This is a genomic window from Sporocytophaga sp. (assembly GCF_017745095.1).
Taxonomy (GTDB): domain Bacteria; phylum Bacteroidota; class Bacteroidia; order Cytophagales; family Cytophagaceae; genus Sporocytophaga.
Map to the genome: position 1 here is coordinate 14,962 of NZ_JAGHZZ010000019.1, position 19,079 is coordinate 34,040.

At 35.2% G+C, this 19,079-nt stretch carries 17 protein-coding genes; 6 read left to right on the forward strand and 11 right to left on the reverse strand.

What is annotated here, in order from left to right; translation table 11 throughout:
- Positions 1–27 precede the first annotated feature (27 nt).
- On the forward strand, positions 28–807 hold the full coding sequence (locus J7604_RS21180) for a sterol desaturase family protein (protein ID WP_293900467.1): 780 nt from the start codon (positions 28–30) through the stop codon (positions 805–807).
- 41 nt (positions 808–848) lie between these two features.
- Here the strand turns inward: J7604_RS21180 and J7604_RS21185 are convergent, their stop codons facing one another.
- The 9 genes from J7604_RS21185 to J7604_RS21225 form a co-directional block, all read right to left on the reverse strand.
- On the reverse strand, positions 849–1,421 hold the full coding sequence (locus tag J7604_RS21185; RefSeq protein WP_293900470.1) for a hypothetical protein: 573 nt from the start codon (positions 1,419–1,421) through the stop codon (positions 849–851).
- 23 nt (positions 1,422–1,444) lie between these two features.
- Positions 1,445–2,014, reverse strand: coding sequence for a nucleoside monophosphate kinase (locus tag J7604_RS21190; protein WP_293900473.1), 570 nt, complete (start codon positions 2,012–2,014; stop codon positions 1,445–1,447).
- Positions 2,015–2,271: 257 nt separating this feature from the next.
- Entirely contained in the window at positions 2,272–3,693 is a 1,422-nt protein-coding gene (locus J7604_RS21195) for an efflux transporter outer membrane subunit (RefSeq protein ID WP_293900476.1), read from the reverse strand.
- Positions 3,694–3,696: 3 nt separating this feature from the next.
- The gene (locus tag J7604_RS21200) at positions 3,697–6,852 is read right to left on the reverse strand and encodes an efflux RND transporter permease subunit (protein WP_293900479.1); all 3,156 of its coding nucleotides are present in this window, start codon (positions 6,850–6,852) and stop codon (positions 3,697–3,699) included.
- 28 nt (positions 6,853–6,880) lie between these two features.
- Entirely contained in the window at positions 6,881–8,002 is a 1,122-nt protein-coding gene (locus J7604_RS21205; RefSeq protein ID WP_293900482.1) for an efflux RND transporter periplasmic adaptor subunit, read from the reverse strand.
- A gap of 145 nt (positions 8,003–8,147) precedes the next feature.
- The gene (locus J7604_RS21210) at positions 8,148–8,504 is read right to left on the reverse strand and encodes a hypothetical protein (protein WP_293900485.1); all 357 of its coding nucleotides are present in this window, start codon (positions 8,502–8,504) and stop codon (positions 8,148–8,150) included.
- A 181-nt stretch (positions 8,505–8,685) separates the two neighbouring features.
- Positions 8,686–9,360 carry a hypothetical protein gene (locus J7604_RS21215; RefSeq protein ID WP_293900488.1) on the reverse strand — a complete coding sequence of 225 codons (675 nt, stop codon included), beginning with the start codon at positions 9,358–9,360 and terminating at the stop codon, positions 8,686–8,688.
- 42 nt (positions 9,361–9,402) lie between these two features.
- The gene (locus J7604_RS21220; RefSeq protein WP_293900491.1) at positions 9,403–9,963 is read right to left on the reverse strand and encodes an RDD family protein; all 561 of its coding nucleotides are present in this window, start codon (positions 9,961–9,963) and stop codon (positions 9,403–9,405) included.
- 4 nt (positions 9,964–9,967) lie between these two features.
- Complete coding sequence (locus tag J7604_RS21225) at positions 9,968–10,336, reverse strand: hypothetical protein (RefSeq protein ID WP_293900494.1); 369 nt, start codon at positions 10,334–10,336, stop codon at positions 9,968–9,970.
- A 189-nt stretch (positions 10,337–10,525) separates the two neighbouring features.
- Between J7604_RS21225 and J7604_RS21230 the strand changes: the two genes are divergently transcribed.
- Both J7604_RS21230 and J7604_RS21235 read left to right on the forward strand, forming a co-directional pair.
- Positions 10,526–11,629: a hypothetical protein gene (locus J7604_RS21230; protein ID WP_293900497.1), complete on the forward strand. Its 1,104-nt coding sequence runs from the start codon at positions 10,526–10,528 to the stop codon at positions 11,627–11,629.
- A complete protein-coding gene (locus J7604_RS21235; RefSeq protein ID WP_293900500.1) occupies positions 11,604–12,236 on the forward strand; it encodes a hypothetical protein in 633 nt (210 codons plus the stop codon). Before J7604_RS21230 ends, J7604_RS21235 begins: the two co-directional genes overlap by 26 nt.
- A gap of 112 nt (positions 12,237–12,348) precedes the next feature.
- On the opposite strand, the gene J7604_RS21240 is transcribed toward J7604_RS21235, so the two are convergent.
- Positions 12,349–12,855 carry a GNAT family N-acetyltransferase gene (locus tag J7604_RS21240; RefSeq protein ID WP_293900503.1) on the reverse strand — a complete coding sequence of 169 codons (507 nt, stop codon included), beginning with the start codon at positions 12,853–12,855 and terminating at the stop codon, positions 12,349–12,351.
- A gap of 144 nt (positions 12,856–12,999) precedes the next feature.
- Here J7604_RS21240 and J7604_RS21245 point away from each other — a divergent pair, with 144 nt between their 5' ends.
- The 3 genes from J7604_RS21245 (at position 13,000) to J7604_RS21255 (ending at position 18,564) form a co-directional block, all read left to right on the forward strand.
- Positions 13,000–13,554, forward strand: coding sequence for a sigma-70 family RNA polymerase sigma factor (locus J7604_RS21245; RefSeq protein WP_293900506.1), 555 nt, complete (start codon positions 13,000–13,002; stop codon positions 13,552–13,554).
- A 24-nt stretch (positions 13,555–13,578) separates the two neighbouring features.
- Positions 13,579–15,783: a hypothetical protein gene (locus J7604_RS21250; RefSeq protein WP_293900509.1), complete on the forward strand. Its 2,205-nt coding sequence runs from the start codon at positions 13,579–13,581 to the stop codon at positions 15,781–15,783.
- A 231-nt stretch (positions 15,784–16,014) separates the two neighbouring features.
- On the forward strand, positions 16,015–18,564 hold the full coding sequence (locus J7604_RS21255; RefSeq protein ID WP_293900512.1) for a TonB-dependent receptor: 2,550 nt from the start codon (positions 16,015–16,017) through the stop codon (positions 18,562–18,564).
- Between the two features lie 67 nt (positions 18,565–18,631).
- Here the strand turns inward: J7604_RS21255 and J7604_RS21260 are convergent, their stop codons facing one another.
- Positions 18,632–18,985, reverse strand: a complete 354-nt coding sequence (locus J7604_RS21260; RefSeq protein WP_293900515.1) for a LysR family transcriptional regulator — start codon at positions 18,983–18,985, stop codon at positions 18,632–18,634.
- Between the last annotated feature and the right edge of the window lie 94 nt (positions 18,986–19,079).

Consider the following 19,079-nt stretch of genomic DNA (forward strand, 5'->3'; position numbering starts at 1 on the left):
AAATATTAAAATATCAGGATTAAGGTTATGGACAGGTTTTTCTATGGTTGGTACATCTCAGTACTTGAAACTATTAAAGATTATCTCTTATTTGGTGGTACTGCGTTTTTAATTTTCTATATTTTATTTAAAGGATTTTTTTACTCAAGAAAGATTCAAAAAAAGTATCCCAAATTTGATGATTATAAAAGAGATATATTTTATTCCTTTCTTTCAATGATCATACTAGGCCTCAGTGGTGCATTGGTGTTTTTTGTTTTCAGTGAATATACTTTAGTCTATTATAATATTTCAGATTATGGTATTTTATATTACATTATTTCAATACCACTGGTTATTTTTTTACATGATACATATTTTTACTGGACACATAGATTTATGCATTTACCTTCATTTTTTAAGATCTTTCATAGTATTCATCACAGAGCATATAATCCAAGTCCATGGTCTGCTTATGCCTTTAATCCTTTAGAGTCTATTGTTGAAGCTGCGATTGTGCCTATAATAGCTTTTATAATTCCTGTCCATATTCACGTATTTTTATTTTTTTTCTTATTTCAGATCTTTTTTAATGTTTATGGACATCTAGGATTTGAGTTGTACCCGAAGGGGTTTAATAGAACACTAATTGGAAGATGGCTTAACACTTCTGTTGGACATAACATGCATCACAAGTATTCTAAAAATAATTTTGGCCTGTATTTTTTATTTTGGGATAGATGGATGAATACATTGGATAATAGGTATGATGACCACTTTGATGCTATTACAAATCCGTTAAAGGAGGAAGATAAAGTCTTGAATTAAGTATTAATATTGTCGTTTTGAGACACTTTTAATTCAATTAGTTATCTGATAAATAGTTTACCTTTATTATTCAAGCCATAGATTATTCTTTTTTGAATTCCACTTTTGTTTCTGATTTTCCTGATTATAGACTTCTTCCCAACTTCAACAACTTCACTCGAATTTTCATTTTGTAGATTATCCGAAGGTGGAGGTATTTCCTGGCAAATCCATTTGTTGCTTTCTTTGGTATAACAAAAAATACGGCATTTTAGATATTCAGTTGAATCTGTTCCTTTTTTAAAATAGCCCGTCACAAATACAAGTTCCCCAATTGAATCATTATTTAAATCTACTGCTTTTACCAGGTAACTTAATCCTTTTATTGAATCGATTATTTGCTGTTCTAATTTATTGTTTTCAAAAAAGTTAATTTTCCAGTACAACCAGTCATTTTTTACGTTACTTACAGCCTTAAATGATTGCTTGTAGATGGAATCATTATCATGAAAAATGAAAGATGATTGTAGCGGAGTTAATGTGTCATAGATTTGATGTACAGCACTAGCATCATCCTTTTTATTGATACAAGAGAACAAAATGAATGTTATGGATATAATCAGATTCTTTTTCATTAGTCCAGATATTGAAGAAAGGGTTAGGTATAAATTACCTTTTTTAGCTTATCCGTTATTTCTTCTATGCTTGCTGATCCATCAATAGAAATGACATTCAATTTAGATTTCATGTATTCTATAGCAGGTCGTGTTGTCGATTCAAATATATTGATGCGTTTAAAATGAGTTTTGGGATCCTGATCGTCTATTCTATCAGATGTTTCAGCACGCTTTTTTGCACGAATTAATAATTCATCCTTTGGTACTTCTATGTTGATCACTTTGTCAATTAGCATTCCTTTTTCCTTAAAAAGATCGATCAACGTGTCGACCTGAATTTCTGTTCTAGGATATCCATCTAGTATAATACCCGTCTCCTCTATATTCTCATCAACAATCTTTCCAAGTAAAGTTTTCATAATTGAATCTGGTACCAAATCACCCTTCTTTTCATATTCATTCGCAATTATCCCGAATTCGGTATTCTGTTCTTTTTCCAATCTGATTCTATCTCCCGTTGAGATATGGCGAAAGCCTAGTTCATTTTTCAATATTTCGCATTGTGTTCCTTTACCCGAGTAAGGGGGGCCGGTTATTACCAATATTTTCATCTGAATTAATTGAAATTTAAATCAATATAATTAAAATTTTGATATTTTGTAGAGACGCCATGCTGGCGTCTCCTTTTCTATAATAGATATGCTTTCAAGCTAGCACAATTTGCGATGTTCTTAATTTCAGAATGGTGATTAATGATTTTTTAGATAGTAGAATGAATGATGAGATTTTTTTCATTGACCTGTTATCGAAAAAGAGACGCCATGCTTGGCGTCTCTTTTAGTAGTATTAAATAAGTTCTTATAAATTCTTATCGCCAGCCACCTCCAAGAGCTTTATAAAGATTGGTCTTTGCCATGTTCTGCCTTTTTCTTGCTTCCACAAGTTGTAATTGTGCATCAAGCGACTTCTGCTGTGAAATGATCACTTCAAGATAGGTAGCTCTTCCTGATCTGAAAAGCTCAGTTGAAATATCTACTGACTGACTCAAAGCAAGAGATTCATTGGTTCTCAGGTCGTGAATCTCCTGAAGTCTTTTTAGTCTTGCCAATTCATTGTACACTTCAATATATCCATTCATGATGCTTTGCTGGTAATTATACAAAGCTTCTGTTTGTGCAGCATTAGCATTCTGGAATTCTGCTTTTATCTGACTTCTGTTTAGTAATGGGGCTGTAAGTCCTCCGAATATTGTATAAGCTATGGATTCCGGACTGGTAAACAGTAAACTTGTTCTGAATGCCTGATAACCATAAGCACCTGTAATGTTCAACGATGGATAAAAGGCTGCCTGCGCAGCTTTGACATTTGCTTTGGCCGCCTTTAATTCAAATTCTGATTGTCTTATATCCGGGCGGTTTCCAAGTAGGTCAGTTGGAACCCCAACATTGACAAGAAAATCAAGCGAGTCTTTATATTGATCTTTATTGCGTCTTACAGGCTGTGGATATCTACCAAGCAGATAGTTTATTCTGTTTTCAGTCTCAAGGATTTCCTGAAGGGTTTCTTTTTCCATGGTTTTTGAATTTAAAACCTGACCTTCAAATTGTTTTACAGCAAGTTCATTGGTAATGCCAGCTTGTTTCTGAGTTTGTACGATCATTAGCGCATCTTCCTGAAGCTTTATATTTTCTCGCAAAATATCCAGTCTGTTATCAAGAGCCTGAAGCTCATAATAGCTATTTGAAACTTCAGCAATAATATTGGTTACTACAAGATTTTTAGCTTCAATGGAACCTAAGAATCTTGCAACTGCTGCTTTCCTTCTGTTACGTAGTTTTCCCCAGATGTCAGCCTCCCAGCTTGTTTGAAGACCGAGGTAATAATCACGAAGGTTTATTGGTACAATTTCATCTTGTCTGATATACGTCGAAATGTTACCGGCTCCATCCATTGTATAAAGTCCATATCTTCTCTGTGCCATTGTACCGAATCCACTTACAGTCGGGAGCAAAGCTCCGGTGGAAGATCTAACGCCAGCTCTGGAAGCTTCAATTCGTTGAAAAGCTTTAAGAATATCAAAGTTTTGATTTAATGCCGTGTCAATCAAATCAATGAGAATGGGGGTATTGAAGTATTCTCTCCAATTGATTTTTGCAACGTTCAATGAATCTTTTTCTCCATAATAGGAAGATGGAATCCCCTTGGAAAATCCGGCGTTGGGATCGGTGATTTTGCATCCCGAGATAAGAATGCAAAAGGATATGTTTATTAATATGAATAAATATTTCATTGTTTAAATTGACTCAGTTAATGAAAATTGTTCTTTCATAGCTTTCTTTTCTCTCTTTTCTACTATTGTTGCAAAGAAGACATATAAACCCGGGATAATGATTAAGCCGAATACTGTTCCGAAAAGCATTCCTCCAGCTGCCGCAGAACCTATGGTCCTGTTACCTACTTCTCCGGCTCCGCTGGCAAACATAAGCGGAATAAGCCCGGCAACGAATGCAAATGAAGTCATTAGTATGGGCCTTAATCTTATCTGAGAACCTTCTATAGCGGCTTGCAAAGGCGTTTTCCCTTCTTTCTGTTTTTGTATTGCAAATTCAACTATCAGAATGGCATTCTTACCCAATAAGCCGATAAGCATCACCATGGAGATTTGGGCATAAATGTTGTTTTCAAGTCCCAATATTGCCAGCATGAAAAATGCTCCAAATACTCCAACTGGAAGTGATAAGATAACTGATAATGGTAATATGAAACTTTCGTATTGAGCAGAAAGGAGCAGATATACAAAAAGTAGACAGATCATAAATATATAAATGGTCTGATTCCCCGACATCACTTCATCACGTGAGATCCCAGCCCAGTCAATGCCATATCCCTTTGGTAGTTTTGTTTCTGCTACTTGCTGTATTGCCTTAATCGCGCTGCCGCTGCTATAGCCTTCTGCTGCTTCACCATTTAGCTCTGCGGAAGGGAACATGTTGTATCGGGTGAGCTGCTCCACCCCGAAAACTTTCTCTAGAGTTACAAATGCGGACAAAGGCACCATTTCATCCTGGTCATTTTTCACAGTAAGCTTTAAAATGTCATCCGGATCTGCTCTGTATTCTGGTAAGGCCTGAACCATAACTTTGTACATTTGTCCGAATTTGATAAAGTTGGTAGCATATTCGCTACCAAGCAGGGTCTGTAATGTGGCCATTGCATCACCAACTGTAACACCTTTCTGTGCAGCTTTGTCATGATCGACATGCAATAGATATTGAGGATAGCTGGCATCGAAAATGGTGAAGGCTGTAGCAATTTCCGGCCGGGCTCTCAGATCTTCCATGAATTGATTTACAACTCCTTCCATCTTTTTAATATCACCTGTGCCCGTCTTATCCAAAAGTCTGAGCTCATATCCGCTAGCATTTCCGTATCCGGGCACAGCAGGAGGGGGAAAGAATTCAATCTTCGCATCTTTGATATGCGCTGTCTTTTCTGAAACAAGTTCAATGATTTCATCAACAGATTCTTCTCTTTTATCCCATGGTTTTAAATTAATCAGGCAAGTTCCGAATGTAGCACCCGTGCCGTCTGAGAGTACATTTGTTCCTGCCAGTGATGATACGGATTCAATTGAGTTGATGTCTTTGCAAGATCTTTGTATTTCATTCACAATAGCCTTGGTTCTTTCCAATGTAGAACCGGAAGGTGTTGTAATACTTGCATAGAACATCCCCTGGTCTTCTTCAGGAATAAAACCGGAAGGGAGTGTGGTGCTTAAAAGTCCTGTGCCAGCTGAGAATGCGAGCAATACTGCGAAAGTTACAACTTTTCTGTTAGCTATGATGCTTAATAGTTTTTGATACCTTGCAGAAATATTGTCATACCAAAAATTAAATATTCTGAAAAATCTTCCTAAGAAATTATTTTTGGGTTCATCGTGATGCACGGGTTTCAGGAATAGTACACAAAGAGCAGGGGTAAGGGTAAGTGCTCCGATGCCTGAAAGAATAATGGCAATAGCCATCGTTAAGGAAAACTGCTTATAAAAGATACCGACAGGACCCGTCATGAAAGAGGTAGGAATGAATACAGCTGACATGACGAGTGTAATGGCAAGTACTGCCCCGCTGATTTCTTTCATCGCTCTTTCAGTAGCTTTCTGAATAGTGTATTTTCCGGTCTCCAGTTTGGCATGTACAGCTTCCACAACAACGATCGCATCATCAATAACAACTCCAATAGCCAGTACCAATGCAAATAGTGTAATAAGGTTAAGTGAGAAACCGAATAACTTCATGAAAAAGAATGTGCCTATCAATGATACAGGAACTGTTATGGCTGGAATTATAGTAGACCGGAAATCCTGAAGAAATATGAAGACAACAAGAGATACAAGTATGAATGCTTCAATTAAAGTTTTGATCACTTCATGAACAGATGCATCAAGAAATCTTGATACATCATAACTGATCTCATAATCCATTCCTTTCAGGAATGTAGATTGCTTGAGTTCCTCCATTCGGATTTTCACATTTTTGATCACCTCACTGGCGTTGGATCCTGGCAATTGTTTAAGCATTAAAGATGCAGAGGGTTTGCCATTAAGCTTTGATTCCACATCAAAGTAAGTTGTTCCGAACTCAACATCTGCAACATCTTTTATGCGAAGTATTTGTCCGTCCGAGTTAGCTCTTATGGGAATATTGGCATACTGTTCTTCAGTATTGTATCTTCCGGTATACTTTACTATGTATTGCAGAGCCTGAGCTGACTTATCAGAGCTTTCGCCTATTTTACCGGGAGCTGCTTCGATGTTTTGTTTCTGCAAAACCTGAATGATATCATCTGTATCAATATTATAAGCCAGCATCTTGTCAGGCTTGAGCCATATTCTCATGGAATATTCTTTGGCACCAAGAATATCTGCATAGCCTACTCCTTGAATACGTTTTAATTCAGCCAGAATATTGATATCTGTAAAGTTGTAAATGAATTTCTCCTGAAAGCTAGAGTCGGTGCTGAAAATATTGAGGTACATGAGCATGCTGTTTTCTTCCTTCGCTATTTTGACACCGTTTTTTATAACCTCTGAAGGCAGTTCTCCCATTACCGCAGAAACTCTGTTTTGCACATTTACAGCAGCAATGTCCGGATCTGTACCAACTTCAAAAATGATCTGAACAACACCTACACCGTCGTTTCCTGCGTCTGAAGACATGTATTTCATCCCTGGAACACCATTAATAGCTCTTTCCAGAGGTACAATAGCTGCTTTGGTAACTGTTTCTGCATTGGCACCTGTATATTCAATAGTCACGTTTACCTCGGGTGGCGCAATGCTTGGAAATTGCGTCATAGGCAACTGAGTCAGTGATAGTAATCCCATTAAGGTGATGATAAGGGATATCACTATTGATAACACAGGCCTGTGTATAAATCTTGAAATCATAATTTTTTATATAATTAAAAAGCCTGTATTAATTTATCACTGTAGTACCTTCATTTGGAGCAATAGAAGCCGGTTCCGGTATGATTTTATCTCCTTCACGGACCCGTTGTAATCCTTCATAGACTATTTTGTCTTTGGGAGTAAGGCCGGATTCAATCACATATAAATGAGGAAGTCTTAGTTTGGGTATGATGTTTTGCATCTTAACCTCATTGTTCTGATCGACAAGGAAAACAAAGGTTCTGTCCTGTACATCAAAAGTAGATTTCTGAGGAATGATCATCACCTTGCTAAGGTTAGTCTTCAGAAGGACTTTGCCACTAGCTCCATGCTTAAGTATCTTATCAGGGTTTGGAAATCGTGCTCTGAAAGAAATGTTTCCCGTTGCTTTGTCAAACTCTCCCTCAATGGTTTCAATCTTACCTTTGTATGGATGCTCTGTTGAATTGGCAAGAAGTAAGCTTACCTCTTTAGTCTCGGCCTGTTGCTTTGTATGTGTTACAAAATTCAGATATTCATTTTCTGAGACATTAAAATATGCGAAAACTTCTTTGTTGTCAGATATGGTAGTAAGTAATGTGCCTTCGTTAACAAGGCTTCCCATTTTCAAAGGTATCCTGTCAATAATGCCATCAAACGGAGCTTTGATTTGTGTAAATGATAATTTCAGACTTGCATTTGCTGTCTGAGACCTGGCTTCATCGATTTTTGCATTAAGAGCCTCCAGCTTAGCTTCGGCTCTAGCTACTTCTGTTGGAGAGACAATATTTTTTTCAAGGAGAGCTTTGGTGTTTATTAAATCAAGCTCAGCAGATTTAGCTTCTGCTACCGCATTTTTTAGCTGAGAATTAGCTTTGGAAAGTTCTTCTCTGTATGAATAATCTTCTATGCTAAACAGCAGCTGCCCCTGTCTTACACCCTGTCCTTCATCTATGTGGATCTTTTTAATTTCACCATATACTCTTGCTCTTATTTCGACATTTTTTATCGCATGCAGGTCGGCAACATATTCCTTGGTATATGAAGTGTCCAAGATAACGGGACTTGTTACTGGAAAAGTCTCTATTCTGGTTTGGTTTTCTTTATGTGAAGAGCAAGACATTATGAGTATGCACAAAAGCATACATGCCTTGCCTGTATATTTTTTCATATATAAGTTTTTAAAAAGAATGGGATATTTCAAGCAGAATTTTCTTCAATAGAATTCTGACTAAATGAAATATCATTTAGTAAATAATAAACATGCAAGTACCATAGCTGCGAACAGCAATGAACTTGTTGAATTATAGAATGGATTATGCCTGTTTAGGCGGAGGTGATGAGTGTTCTAAAAATGAAGAATAAGGCCTTATAATTAAGGGTGATTTAGGGTCCTCAATTAAAATGAATTGTTCTATAGAAATATCTATAATCTGGCAATAATAAAAATCATTGGTCTTCTTGAGCCAGTCCGGATTGTCGTCATCCTCGTCTTCAGGGGTATCATCGGGAATTTCCATATATACCTCTTTAACCAGCTCAACAACACTGTTATATTCTTCTTCAACTTCTTCAACTTCATTAAATGGAGTATCATCTTCATTTTCGCCAGGCAAAAATGCAGTATTAAGGAAGCATAATAAAAGTATATATGTCAGTGCTTTTTTCCACATACCTTGGCCAATATAACGAAAAGATTTTCTTCATTTGTACTATTCGAATGGGAAAATATTTAAATAGTTTAAAATGTAATAGGTCGTTGTATTATTATTAGAAATAATTGATTAAATCAATTTGTAGGAATACAGGATAGATTCAGATGATGCAAGAGATTTAGCTCTGAAATCATCTGTTTTAGATTTCTTTAAATTTTTGATAAAGGGAAAAAATAAAGGTGATTGGGAAAATGATAAGTCCTATAATAAATATAGTCTTCCCATGTTTTCGGTCGTTCTCTGAATAAGCATATATTTTTTGGCCGTTTGGGAGAGATTTTTTATAAGTTATTATATGCCAGCCTATAAAAATTCCTGAAAGTCCGCCTAGTATGGTCATTATATAAGCAAATAGAATCCAAGCCTTCTGACTTGCCTCCGGTTTGGCAAGGTCCTCAATCCTTTGTTTTCTTAATGCATTTAAAAGTTCAGGATCAAATTGCTTTCCTCTTTGTATCAATAGTTTGTGAGCAATTTTATAGTCAATATTACTCCACTCATCAGGCTTCATTAATATCTCATAAAGTTCTTCATCTGAAAAGCTGTGCAAATAGTGTGAATCTTCAATCTCTGTAGTCAGATTATCAGCCTCTTTGTCCAGAAATGCATTGGCTTTAGCAAAATCCTTCTGATGTATTTTTAGTTGTACAGAATTAGAAATGAGTACATCTCCACTATAGAGTGTTCCTTCAAGAGGTTGATTGTTGTGTATTAGTTCGGCTTCAATACCAATTTCTTTAAGAACATCAGCAAAGTCTCTGGCCTGCTCTATATTAGTGAAATTGCGGAATACTGAGTAATCGTCGGAATTCATTAGTTTATTTAAATCAGAATTTTTAATTGAATTTATTGTGAATTAAATAGTTGAAGTATCGTTTGTTGTTTCTGCTTCTGTTACTGCATTCTCTTTTTCTACAAGTCTTTTTAGTTTTTCTGCATAATCTTTTGCTACAACGTATGTATCACTCCATTTGTCATGCCAACCTCTGCTTGGAGAGCCGAGACAGGAAAATGCTTCAAATGGGACATATCTGATTAAAGCTCTCAGCAAGCAGGTTCTAAAATCTGGTTTTTGAGCAAATTTGTTTATTACAATGTACCCTGTAATCATTTTGCCAGGTGTTTGTTGAAAATAATATTCAAAAAGGCAATTTAATAGAGGGTAGGAAAGTATGATGATAAGGTTTGTGAGCGCTAAGATAGCTTCATTGATTGCTGGTATTGCGGCTATCAGGTAACCAATAATTATAAGTACAAAATAATCAGTAATTAAATGAACAAACCTTAATCCAGCATTGATGGTTCTTACCTCAACTTTATTCTTGTAAGTTCTTGTAATTTTTCTTGCTATTCCGTCTTTGCCACTCTCCATATGAGAGATTGTTTTTTCGACAGTAATTTCTTCGAGAGATTTCATATGGTTAATCGTCAATTTTGCAGTATCTAATTATAAATGATTTTTGTTTGTTTTTATTTGTAAAAATTAATTGTACTCTGTCGATGTCACAAAAATCTTTCATTTTTGATTTGAGAGAATCATTAATTTGAGATGCAATTTCTTTTGGAGTGTGCTTAGAAAAATCAGCTCCGATAATTTCTAATGAAGCATATGATCTAAAGGCATCTTCGGAGTATCCGGTTAACATGACTTTGTCACAATTACAAGCTGAGGTCGTTATTTCTTCCAATTGTTTCGTTTTGTTTTGTAACCTTTCAATTGCATCACTAAACCAGCAGCTGGAAGTAACCAAACAAAATATTATTGGCAGGAAAAATTTGAAACTTTTCATTAAAACTATTGATGCTGAAATAATAATACGAATTTACAAAAAAAATGGATAAGTCTTATGGCTGTTGATCTGGATTAAATTTGTGGAGAAATTTTTGGGGAAATACGTAACTTTATAGATCTGTAATCCTTCATCAAACTATGCCGTATTAAAGGTTTATAAGTCAGTTACATTGACTTAAGACGAATTATGAGGAAATTTTTAATGCTCCTATTTATCACTTTTTTAGTGATAGCCTGTCAGGAATCAAAAAAGGGGAAAGAACCTTTAACTACAATAATAAATGATTCAATCATATCAGAACATGACGGTCGTTGCCTTCAGTGTTTCAGTCTTTCTAAAGAAACTAAGGATACGACTTTGTTAATTAATAACGAGCCATATGTATTAACATATTCTTCAGTTATTGATACTTCTGAAACGCTTACACAGATTGATGTTTATTCTAGTAATGGTAAAAACTATAAAGATATTTTCAGAGGATATAATGCTTACTATACAGTTTCGCTAAAAGATTCAAATAGGCATACAATATTCTCAAAGAAATTTCTGAAAAAGGAGTTTGGTGGAGATAGCTATGATAAATCTATAGTGGTAGAAAGTGGTGCTAATATGCCCAAATTCAAAGGATATTTGTCAAAGTTTGATTCATTTTTATTTACTCTAGAATTTTGGGTTCCTGACAGTGATATAGGTCTTGAATGTTTTTTTATGTTAGACCGAAAAGGGAATATAATAAAGAACTTTGTAAACAATTGGTTTGGTGGTGGAGATTGTGATGGAACTATTGAAGTATCACCATCTAAAGATTTCATTCTTACTTGCAGAAGTATAATTAATACTAATGGGAAGATTGTTAATCTTGACAAAGAAGATGTTGGGCTTGTGTGTACTAAACTCATTAATGATAGTATTATATTAGTAATCGAACAGTTTAATGATACAACCAAACTTCCCAATGCTATTTTGATGAATAATTTTGGAAAGGTTTTAAAGAAATTCAATTACCAGGGATATTATAATGTTTTAGGTTATATTGTTCCCATACGCTACGACAGCCGTTCTGAGAATTATTATCTTTTTGACCAAACCTTAAAAAATATCAGAACTATAAACCGTGATAGGCCGTTAGGGTCAGAAGCTCTGAGGCTGGACCTGATTGAGTCATATGATGGCAATCAAAGAGCGCATGAAGTCAAGGTCGTTTTCAAAACAGAAGGTAGAGCTAATAACTTTTATATAGATTCAATAACACAACAGATAAGGTATGAAGGAGGTATTGGAAAGAAATAATGTAAAACCACAACACATTTTTATTAGTGCTATGATAGTTGATATTGTCATTTATTTATTATGGCATACTATAAAAATTTTTGATCCGGAAGTAGCGGATTCCAATTATTTCGAAATAATACTGTCTATTATAGATCTTGCGGCCTATTCTTTTTCATTATATTTTCTTATTTGGATAGAAAGTAGAATAAATGAAAAAAAAATGCTCAGATTCCCAGTTTATGGTTTAATATTATCACTGGTTATACAAAGGCTTGCTTATTTTTATCCCATTATCGCTCTTCCTGCTAACAGCATTTTGATTTATATACCAGGTTTAATATTGATGGTTATTCTGATATCTTTTCTTATTAAGAAAAAAGGAGTTTATTCTTCGGAATTTAAATTTATCGGAATTACTTTTCTTGTTTCATTAGTTGTAATGCTCACTTATCCTGTGATGTTTGCTATGATTACAACTCAGTATCCAGAGCTTATTTCGTTTAATGTGATATCCGAAATTATTCAACTTATTATGATACTTCCCAAAATAGCAATTCTAATGCTGACGATTAAGTCTCTCAAAGAATTTAAGAAGGAAGAAACAGAGGTATTAGAAAATTATTAAATTCAACTTTAAGGATTATATATTTAGAATTCAAATCAAGCAACTAAATTGCCTCTTAATCTTTTTCTCTGAAGGCAATAGTGGGGAGTTATCAACTTTCTACTTTAAGCTTTCAGCTTTTAACTTTACTATACCTATATTCATCACATATAACATCATTCTTAATGGCAGATTTTTCGAATATACATTCAAATTTGAATCCTGCTTTTTCAAGTACTTTTTGAGAAGCTTTATTAAAATCAAATATACCACTATATATACGAATCAGGTTTAATTGATTAAATCCATAATCTGTAATGAGATGTACAGCTTCCGTTGCAATGCCTTTTCCCCAATATGGTTCACCTATCCAATAACCAAGTTCAGCTGATATCCTGTGAACATCATCCTGTGGGACTAATCCTATGCATCCGGCTAATTCTCCTCTATACTCTATTGCAAATGTAAGATAGGGTTTCTGAGATATACAGAAATTAATGAACTCCATTGCGTTTTGTACAGTATATGGATAAGGAAAATAATCCCGGACATTGTCCCATATATTTTTATTGTTGGCTAGCTCTGATAATCTGTCTCTATCTGAAATCTGAAATTTCCTCAATAAAATATTATTACTCATATTTGGTTATGGGTATTGATAATCAATAAGGTATGTGGTAAAATTTTATTTTCGGTAATTTAGGTATATCATATTGGAAAAAAAATAATTTTTCAGAGGTGACCTTTTATCCGATCTTCCATTAATAGTAAAAAAACAATAATCATGAGTGACGAGCTTATTATTGAGTTGATTAAAACTAACAAAGAGGATAAAGCTTTTCGAGCCTTATATAAGTATTTTCCAATGATCAGGAAAATGATCATTTCTAAAGGTGGCAAATTGGAAGATGCAGAGGATGTCTTCCAGGAGGCTCTTATCATTTTATATAAAAAAGTAAGATACACTGAATTCAGGCTTACTGCTAAGCTAAGTACCTATTTATACAGTGTTTGTCGGTTTCTATGGAAGGACGCTTTGATAAAAAATGGAAGGCAGGATTTCTCTGATATGATTGATGCAAATGAAGATAATGAAGAAAGTATGTGGGCAGAAATGAAAGAACAGGAGAGTGATCTTAGTACTTCAGAGAAAATTATAAATGATCTGGGGGGGCGCTGTAAAGAATTATTAATGCTTTTCTATATGGAAGCAATGAAACTAAAGGATATTGCATCCAAGATGGGCTACAGTTCCGAAAATACAGCTAAAAATCAGAAATACAAATGTCTGGAAGCTGCAAAGAAGAGGCTAAAAGAACTAAAGAAGGTAGGTATATAATTTAAGCTTGAAAATATAAATCTGATGAGCAAGATATATGAAATAACAGAGAAGATAGATCGATATCTGTCGGACAAGCTTAGTGAAACTGAGAAATTACAGTTTGAAAAGATGATATCAGAAGATCCTGGCCTTCAAGAAAGCGTGGAACTTCAAAGGGAAGTAATGAATGGCGTTGAAGGTCTTGTATTAAAGCAGAAAGTTTCAAAAGCATACCATCGTTTTAAACTGACAAAAGTACTGATTAAAGCAGGGCTGATTAGTCTTGGAATAATAGCAGTTGTCCTGGCCGTGGCTATTTTTAGGTCAAGTAAACATCATACTCATTCATCCCATCCGCATAAAGAGAAGGTGTTTGATTCTAAAGATATAAAGACTGAAGAAAATCATTCTCTGCCAATAATAGAACTATCACCACAAGAAGTTGAAAAGGTTGATGAGAATATTAAAAAGGATTTATCTGAAGCAGGTCAATCTCTTCAATTACAATTATTCACATTAAATTCTGAAAAGGATACTGTAATACAGACAAACGCAGGTACAGTACTTTCAATTCCCGCATCATGCTTTATTAATGAGAATGGCAAGCCAATAAAAGGTGAAATTCAATTGACGTTTAAAGAAGCTATGGATGCAGCGTCTATCATGAAAAGCGGACTGACAAGTACGACGGATGGTGCTTTACTGGAAAGTGCAGGTATGTTTTTTATCAGCGCCAGGCATAATGGCCAAGAATTAAAAATTGATTCGTTAAAGAATATTTATGCGGAAGTACCTACAAATAACAAAAGGGGTGATATGCAATTGTTCGATGGAGTACATACGAATGATGGTAAAATTAATTGGGTTAAGCCCAAGCCTTTGAGTAATTATTTAACTCCAGTTGATATTCATTCTCTCAATTTCTATCCTCCAGCATACCTTGATTCTCTTGCAAAGTGGGGATATAATGTTAGGGATAAGAAATTTACAGACAGTCTTTATTATTCTTTTGCAGGTTTGTTTGTAAAGGTAAATAATTTGGAACCCAAGGAGGAGTACGTTCCCGAGGACACTTCAGTTGCCAGAGACAATCAAGAAACTCCGGTTTATAAGAACAATCAGCAAAGGAGCAAGCTTGGGTTTGTAACTAATGACGTTCAAGCTATAAACCCAGGCAAGATTAAGGCCATTTGGAATGATCGTTTTCAGAAGACTTTAATTGCTACACGTGAGTTTCAAGAGCGAATACCTTTCATTCATAAAACATGCGATAGTAAAATTTTAGACTTGTATGTAAAGAATCTGAATAAGCCAATTTCAGCAATTGACCTAATGGCGGCTCAGCAGCTAAACGGAGAGTTGAAAAAAGTTTTTCTTGATTTTGCTTCCAGAAAAGAAGGAAAGGTAAATGTACGCAACAGTCAGATGGAGAAGCTTCGTGAGTTTTATTCAATTCAAGCTAAAGCAGTCTCGGAAGCTGCATTTAAAACTGAAGAGGCAATCAGACAAGAACAGAATAGACTTGAACGAATTGCTCAAAAGAAAAAAGCCACTCATGTGAGTGAAGATAAGGTAAGAGAAATTATGAATCTTCAAGAGGAATATGATCTTAATCTTACTGAGGCCTGCAGGCAATTAGGAATTATCAAACCAGTTTTTGCCTCTACACAGGTTTATGGTTTTTCAATACGATCTAATGGTTGGAAAAATATAGATAGATTGGTCTGGGAGGCCGCTGTGAATAGGACTACATTCAAATACTCTGCAGGTGGAAAGAAAGCAGAAATTAAATATCTTCCATTTTCGGTTAAGTTAAATGAGTATAAGCAGTATGATAGGATCTATGTCTACCTGCTGGCAGATAAGCTTAATAGCTTTATGCGACTGCAACAGGACAATGACCTCTTTAAAGAGCAGCTTAATGAGCTAATGAAATACAAAATGGTTTGCCTGGGTTTTAAAGGTGATAAGCTTTATTTCTCTGAAGTTGAAAATGTAGAATCAAAAGTATATGAGGATATCATTTTAAAGGAGATAGATGAAAAGATTTTAAATCAAAAGCTTAATTCATTAAAGAATTTAAATCAACTGGAAGGTATTGTGAAAGAAGTGGATTATTGGAAAAGTGAACTTCAGGAGGAGAAAAGAAGGAAGAAAGAAAGAGATAGAAGGAATTTCAGAGTGAAAGTTATGCGGGTGATATTTCCTTGTGCGTTGATCCCTTCAGATGAGGAGGTGTACGACTAGCACATTTGAAGGATGAGAAACAGGGCACTTCCATCGGGAGTGCCCTGCTTTTTATGACATTTTCCATTAATTATTGATAATTTTTTAATCCTTAATTTAAGTTTTAAACCAGTTATGACATGCTAGTACATTACGGAATCAAGGGGGATGGGAAGAAAATATTCTTTTTAATTTAGTTTGTGTGTAAATATTTTTTTATTTCCTTCGCTATGTTTTTAAATAAATAGCGATATGAAATATTTTATTTTAGGAATTTTTTTATTCGTCGTTGCAGACGCATTAGGTCAAAGCGATTCCCTTTCTTCTTCTGATACCATAAGACATCAGAAGTTACAGGAGATAATAGTGACGGCATCTAAGACAGAAGAGAAGCTATTGCAAGCTCCAGTTAGCATTGAAAAACTAAATTTAATGGAAATAAGAAATTCCGGACAGCCTACCTTTTTTGAAGCCATTGGAAATTTAAAAGGTATACAAATGATTACACCCAGTCTGGGATTTAAAGTGATCAATGCAAGAGGGTTTACGAATACAACAAATGTCAGATTCGTGCAGATGGTCGATGGTGTGGATAATCAGGCGCCACACATTGGCGCTCCGATTGCCAATTCCCTTGGTCCAAACGAGCTGGATATATACAGGGTAGAAATTGTGCCTGGGTCCGCATCTGCTGTATATGGAATGAACGCAATTAACGGAGCCGCAAATTTTATAACTAAAGATCCATTTAATTTTCAGGGATTCAGCTTTCAGCAAAGGTCAGGAGTTAATCATATAGGAGATAAGGAAACTGATCTAAAATATTTCAACGAATCAAGTTTCAGATGGGCTAAGAAGCTGAACAATCAGTTCGCTGTTAAATTTAATGGATCTTTTATGAAAGGAACGGACTGGTATGCAACCACCATGACCGACCTAAATCCCAAAGCCAATACCTCAACGGGGCTTCTGGGTGCAGAGAACGTTGGTAAGGATCTAGTTAATAATTATGGTGATGAGTCTTCTAATCGAAGAACCATTAGTTTGGGAGGCAAGCAATATGTAGTAAGCAGAACAGGGTATTCAGAACAAGACGTTACCAGTTATAATCTTCAGAACATAAAAGGCGATGCAAGCTTTTATTACAGACCTAATGAGAAAATCGAAGTATCTTATCTATATCGATTTGCATATATGAACAATGTTTATCAAAGGACAAACAGATTCAGATTTGACGATTATCTGACTCAACAACATGTGCTGACTGCAGGGACAAAGAGTATAAGATTTAAAACATACCTTACAACTGAAAATACAGGGGAATCATATAACATAAGATCAATGGCAGAAAATGTAGAGAGAAGTTTTAAAAGTGATGATGCCTGGTATAAAGATTTTACTACTCAATACAATAATAGCGTCACAGCTGGAAAGACAGTACAGGAGGCCATGGGTGATGCAAGGAATTTTGCAGATAAAGGCAGACCTGAACCAGGGTCTAAAGAAATGAAAGACCAGATAGCAAAGCTAAGAGATATCAATAATTGGGATTATGGAGCGGCTTTAAAAGTAAAGGCATACCTGGCGCATACAGAAATTCAACATAATCTTACAGACGAATTATGGTCTTCCTTGAGAAGAAAGCATAAAATAAACATCAACTATGGCCTGGACTTCAGGGAATATATCATTGTTCCTGACGGAAACTATTTTATTAATCCTGTTGAAAACGGACAGAACCTGACTTATTGGAAAACAGGTGGATTTGTTCAGGCAACCAAATTACTATTTAATGAAAAAGTAAAGATTAACGCAGTATTAAGAGTTGATAAGAACCAGTACTATAAAGCAAAGTTTAATCCGAGACTTGCAGTTGTATATACGCCTGTTCAAAATCATAACTTCAGGGTTTCTTATCAAAATGGATACAGGTTTCCAAGTATTTTTGAAGCATTTTCAAATATCAATAGTGGTGGCGTAAAAAGGGTAGGCGGATTGCCAGTGATGTCTAATGGGATTTTTGAAAATAGTTACCTGAGAAGTTCTATCGATGCTTTTCAAGCCGCTGTTACCAATGATGTGAATAAAAATGGTTTGACTCAGGCGGCAGCTATTGAAAAGAATAAAGGCCTGTTAAAAAAGAATACTTACACTTATTTACAACCAGAACAAGTCTCTAGTATCGAAGCTGGTTACAGAACATGCGTGTTAAACAAAACTCTGACGTTTGATGTGGATTTTTATTACAATATATATAACAACCTCATGGCTCAGGTGGAAGCCAATATGCCTAAGACAAGCAATGCTGACAGTGTTGCCTATTATCTCAATGATAAAAAGAAGCAAGACAAATACAGGCTTTGGACCAATTCTAAAACAGTAAGTTACAATTATGGTGGAACAGCCGGAGTTTCTTATTTACTTCCACAAAATTTTGTGATAGGAGGAAATGTGACTTTTGCAAAACTATACAGAAGAGATCAGCAAGACGGGCTGGAAGATGGATTTAATACCCCAAAATGGATGTATAACATTTCTTTAGGTAATCCTAGAATGTACAAATCTTTAGGATTTAATATTAACTACAGAAACCAAAGTGGTTTTTTATGGCAGTCAGCTCTTGCTACTGGAACTGTACCGAGTTATTCAACAGTGGATGCTCAGGCTCAATATAACCTTATGAGGGAATGTTTAAATATCAAATTAGGAGGAACTAATATATTTAATAAATACTATTATACTTTTCTCGGTGGACCGTCTGTTGGAGCTTTTTATTACATAGCTGCTACCATCAATCTATAGGGTTTTTAGACGAAGATTTGATTAAGTTATCTTTCCAAGATGCATAATCTTGGAAAGATAATTTTACTCAGATTTTTAATTTTGCAGATTTTTTGTCAAGAAACTCTTGAATATCACTTTCAAGGTCTTCAAATAACTTTATCATCTTTTCACCTTCTTTGGTGAGTATTGCACCTCCGCCGCCTTTTCCACCAATAACCTTTTCTACAAGTGGAGAAGATGCCTTCTCATTCATTGACTGGATCAGATGCCAGGCTTGTTTATAGGCCATTTCCATGGATGCGGCGGCTTTTGAGATGGAACCATGTTCTTTTACCTTTTTAAGGAGTTCTACACGTCCCCGGCCTAAAAACGGGCCTTTTTCAGAGTTTATCCAAAATCTGCCATCTATGCTATATTCAGAATTAGAAGCCTTGCTCATTTTTTTTATTTTTACCTCCATAAAGATATATAAATGATTTAATTAATGAATTAGCATTTTTCAGGCACCAATGTAAGGGAAATTTTTAATTAGT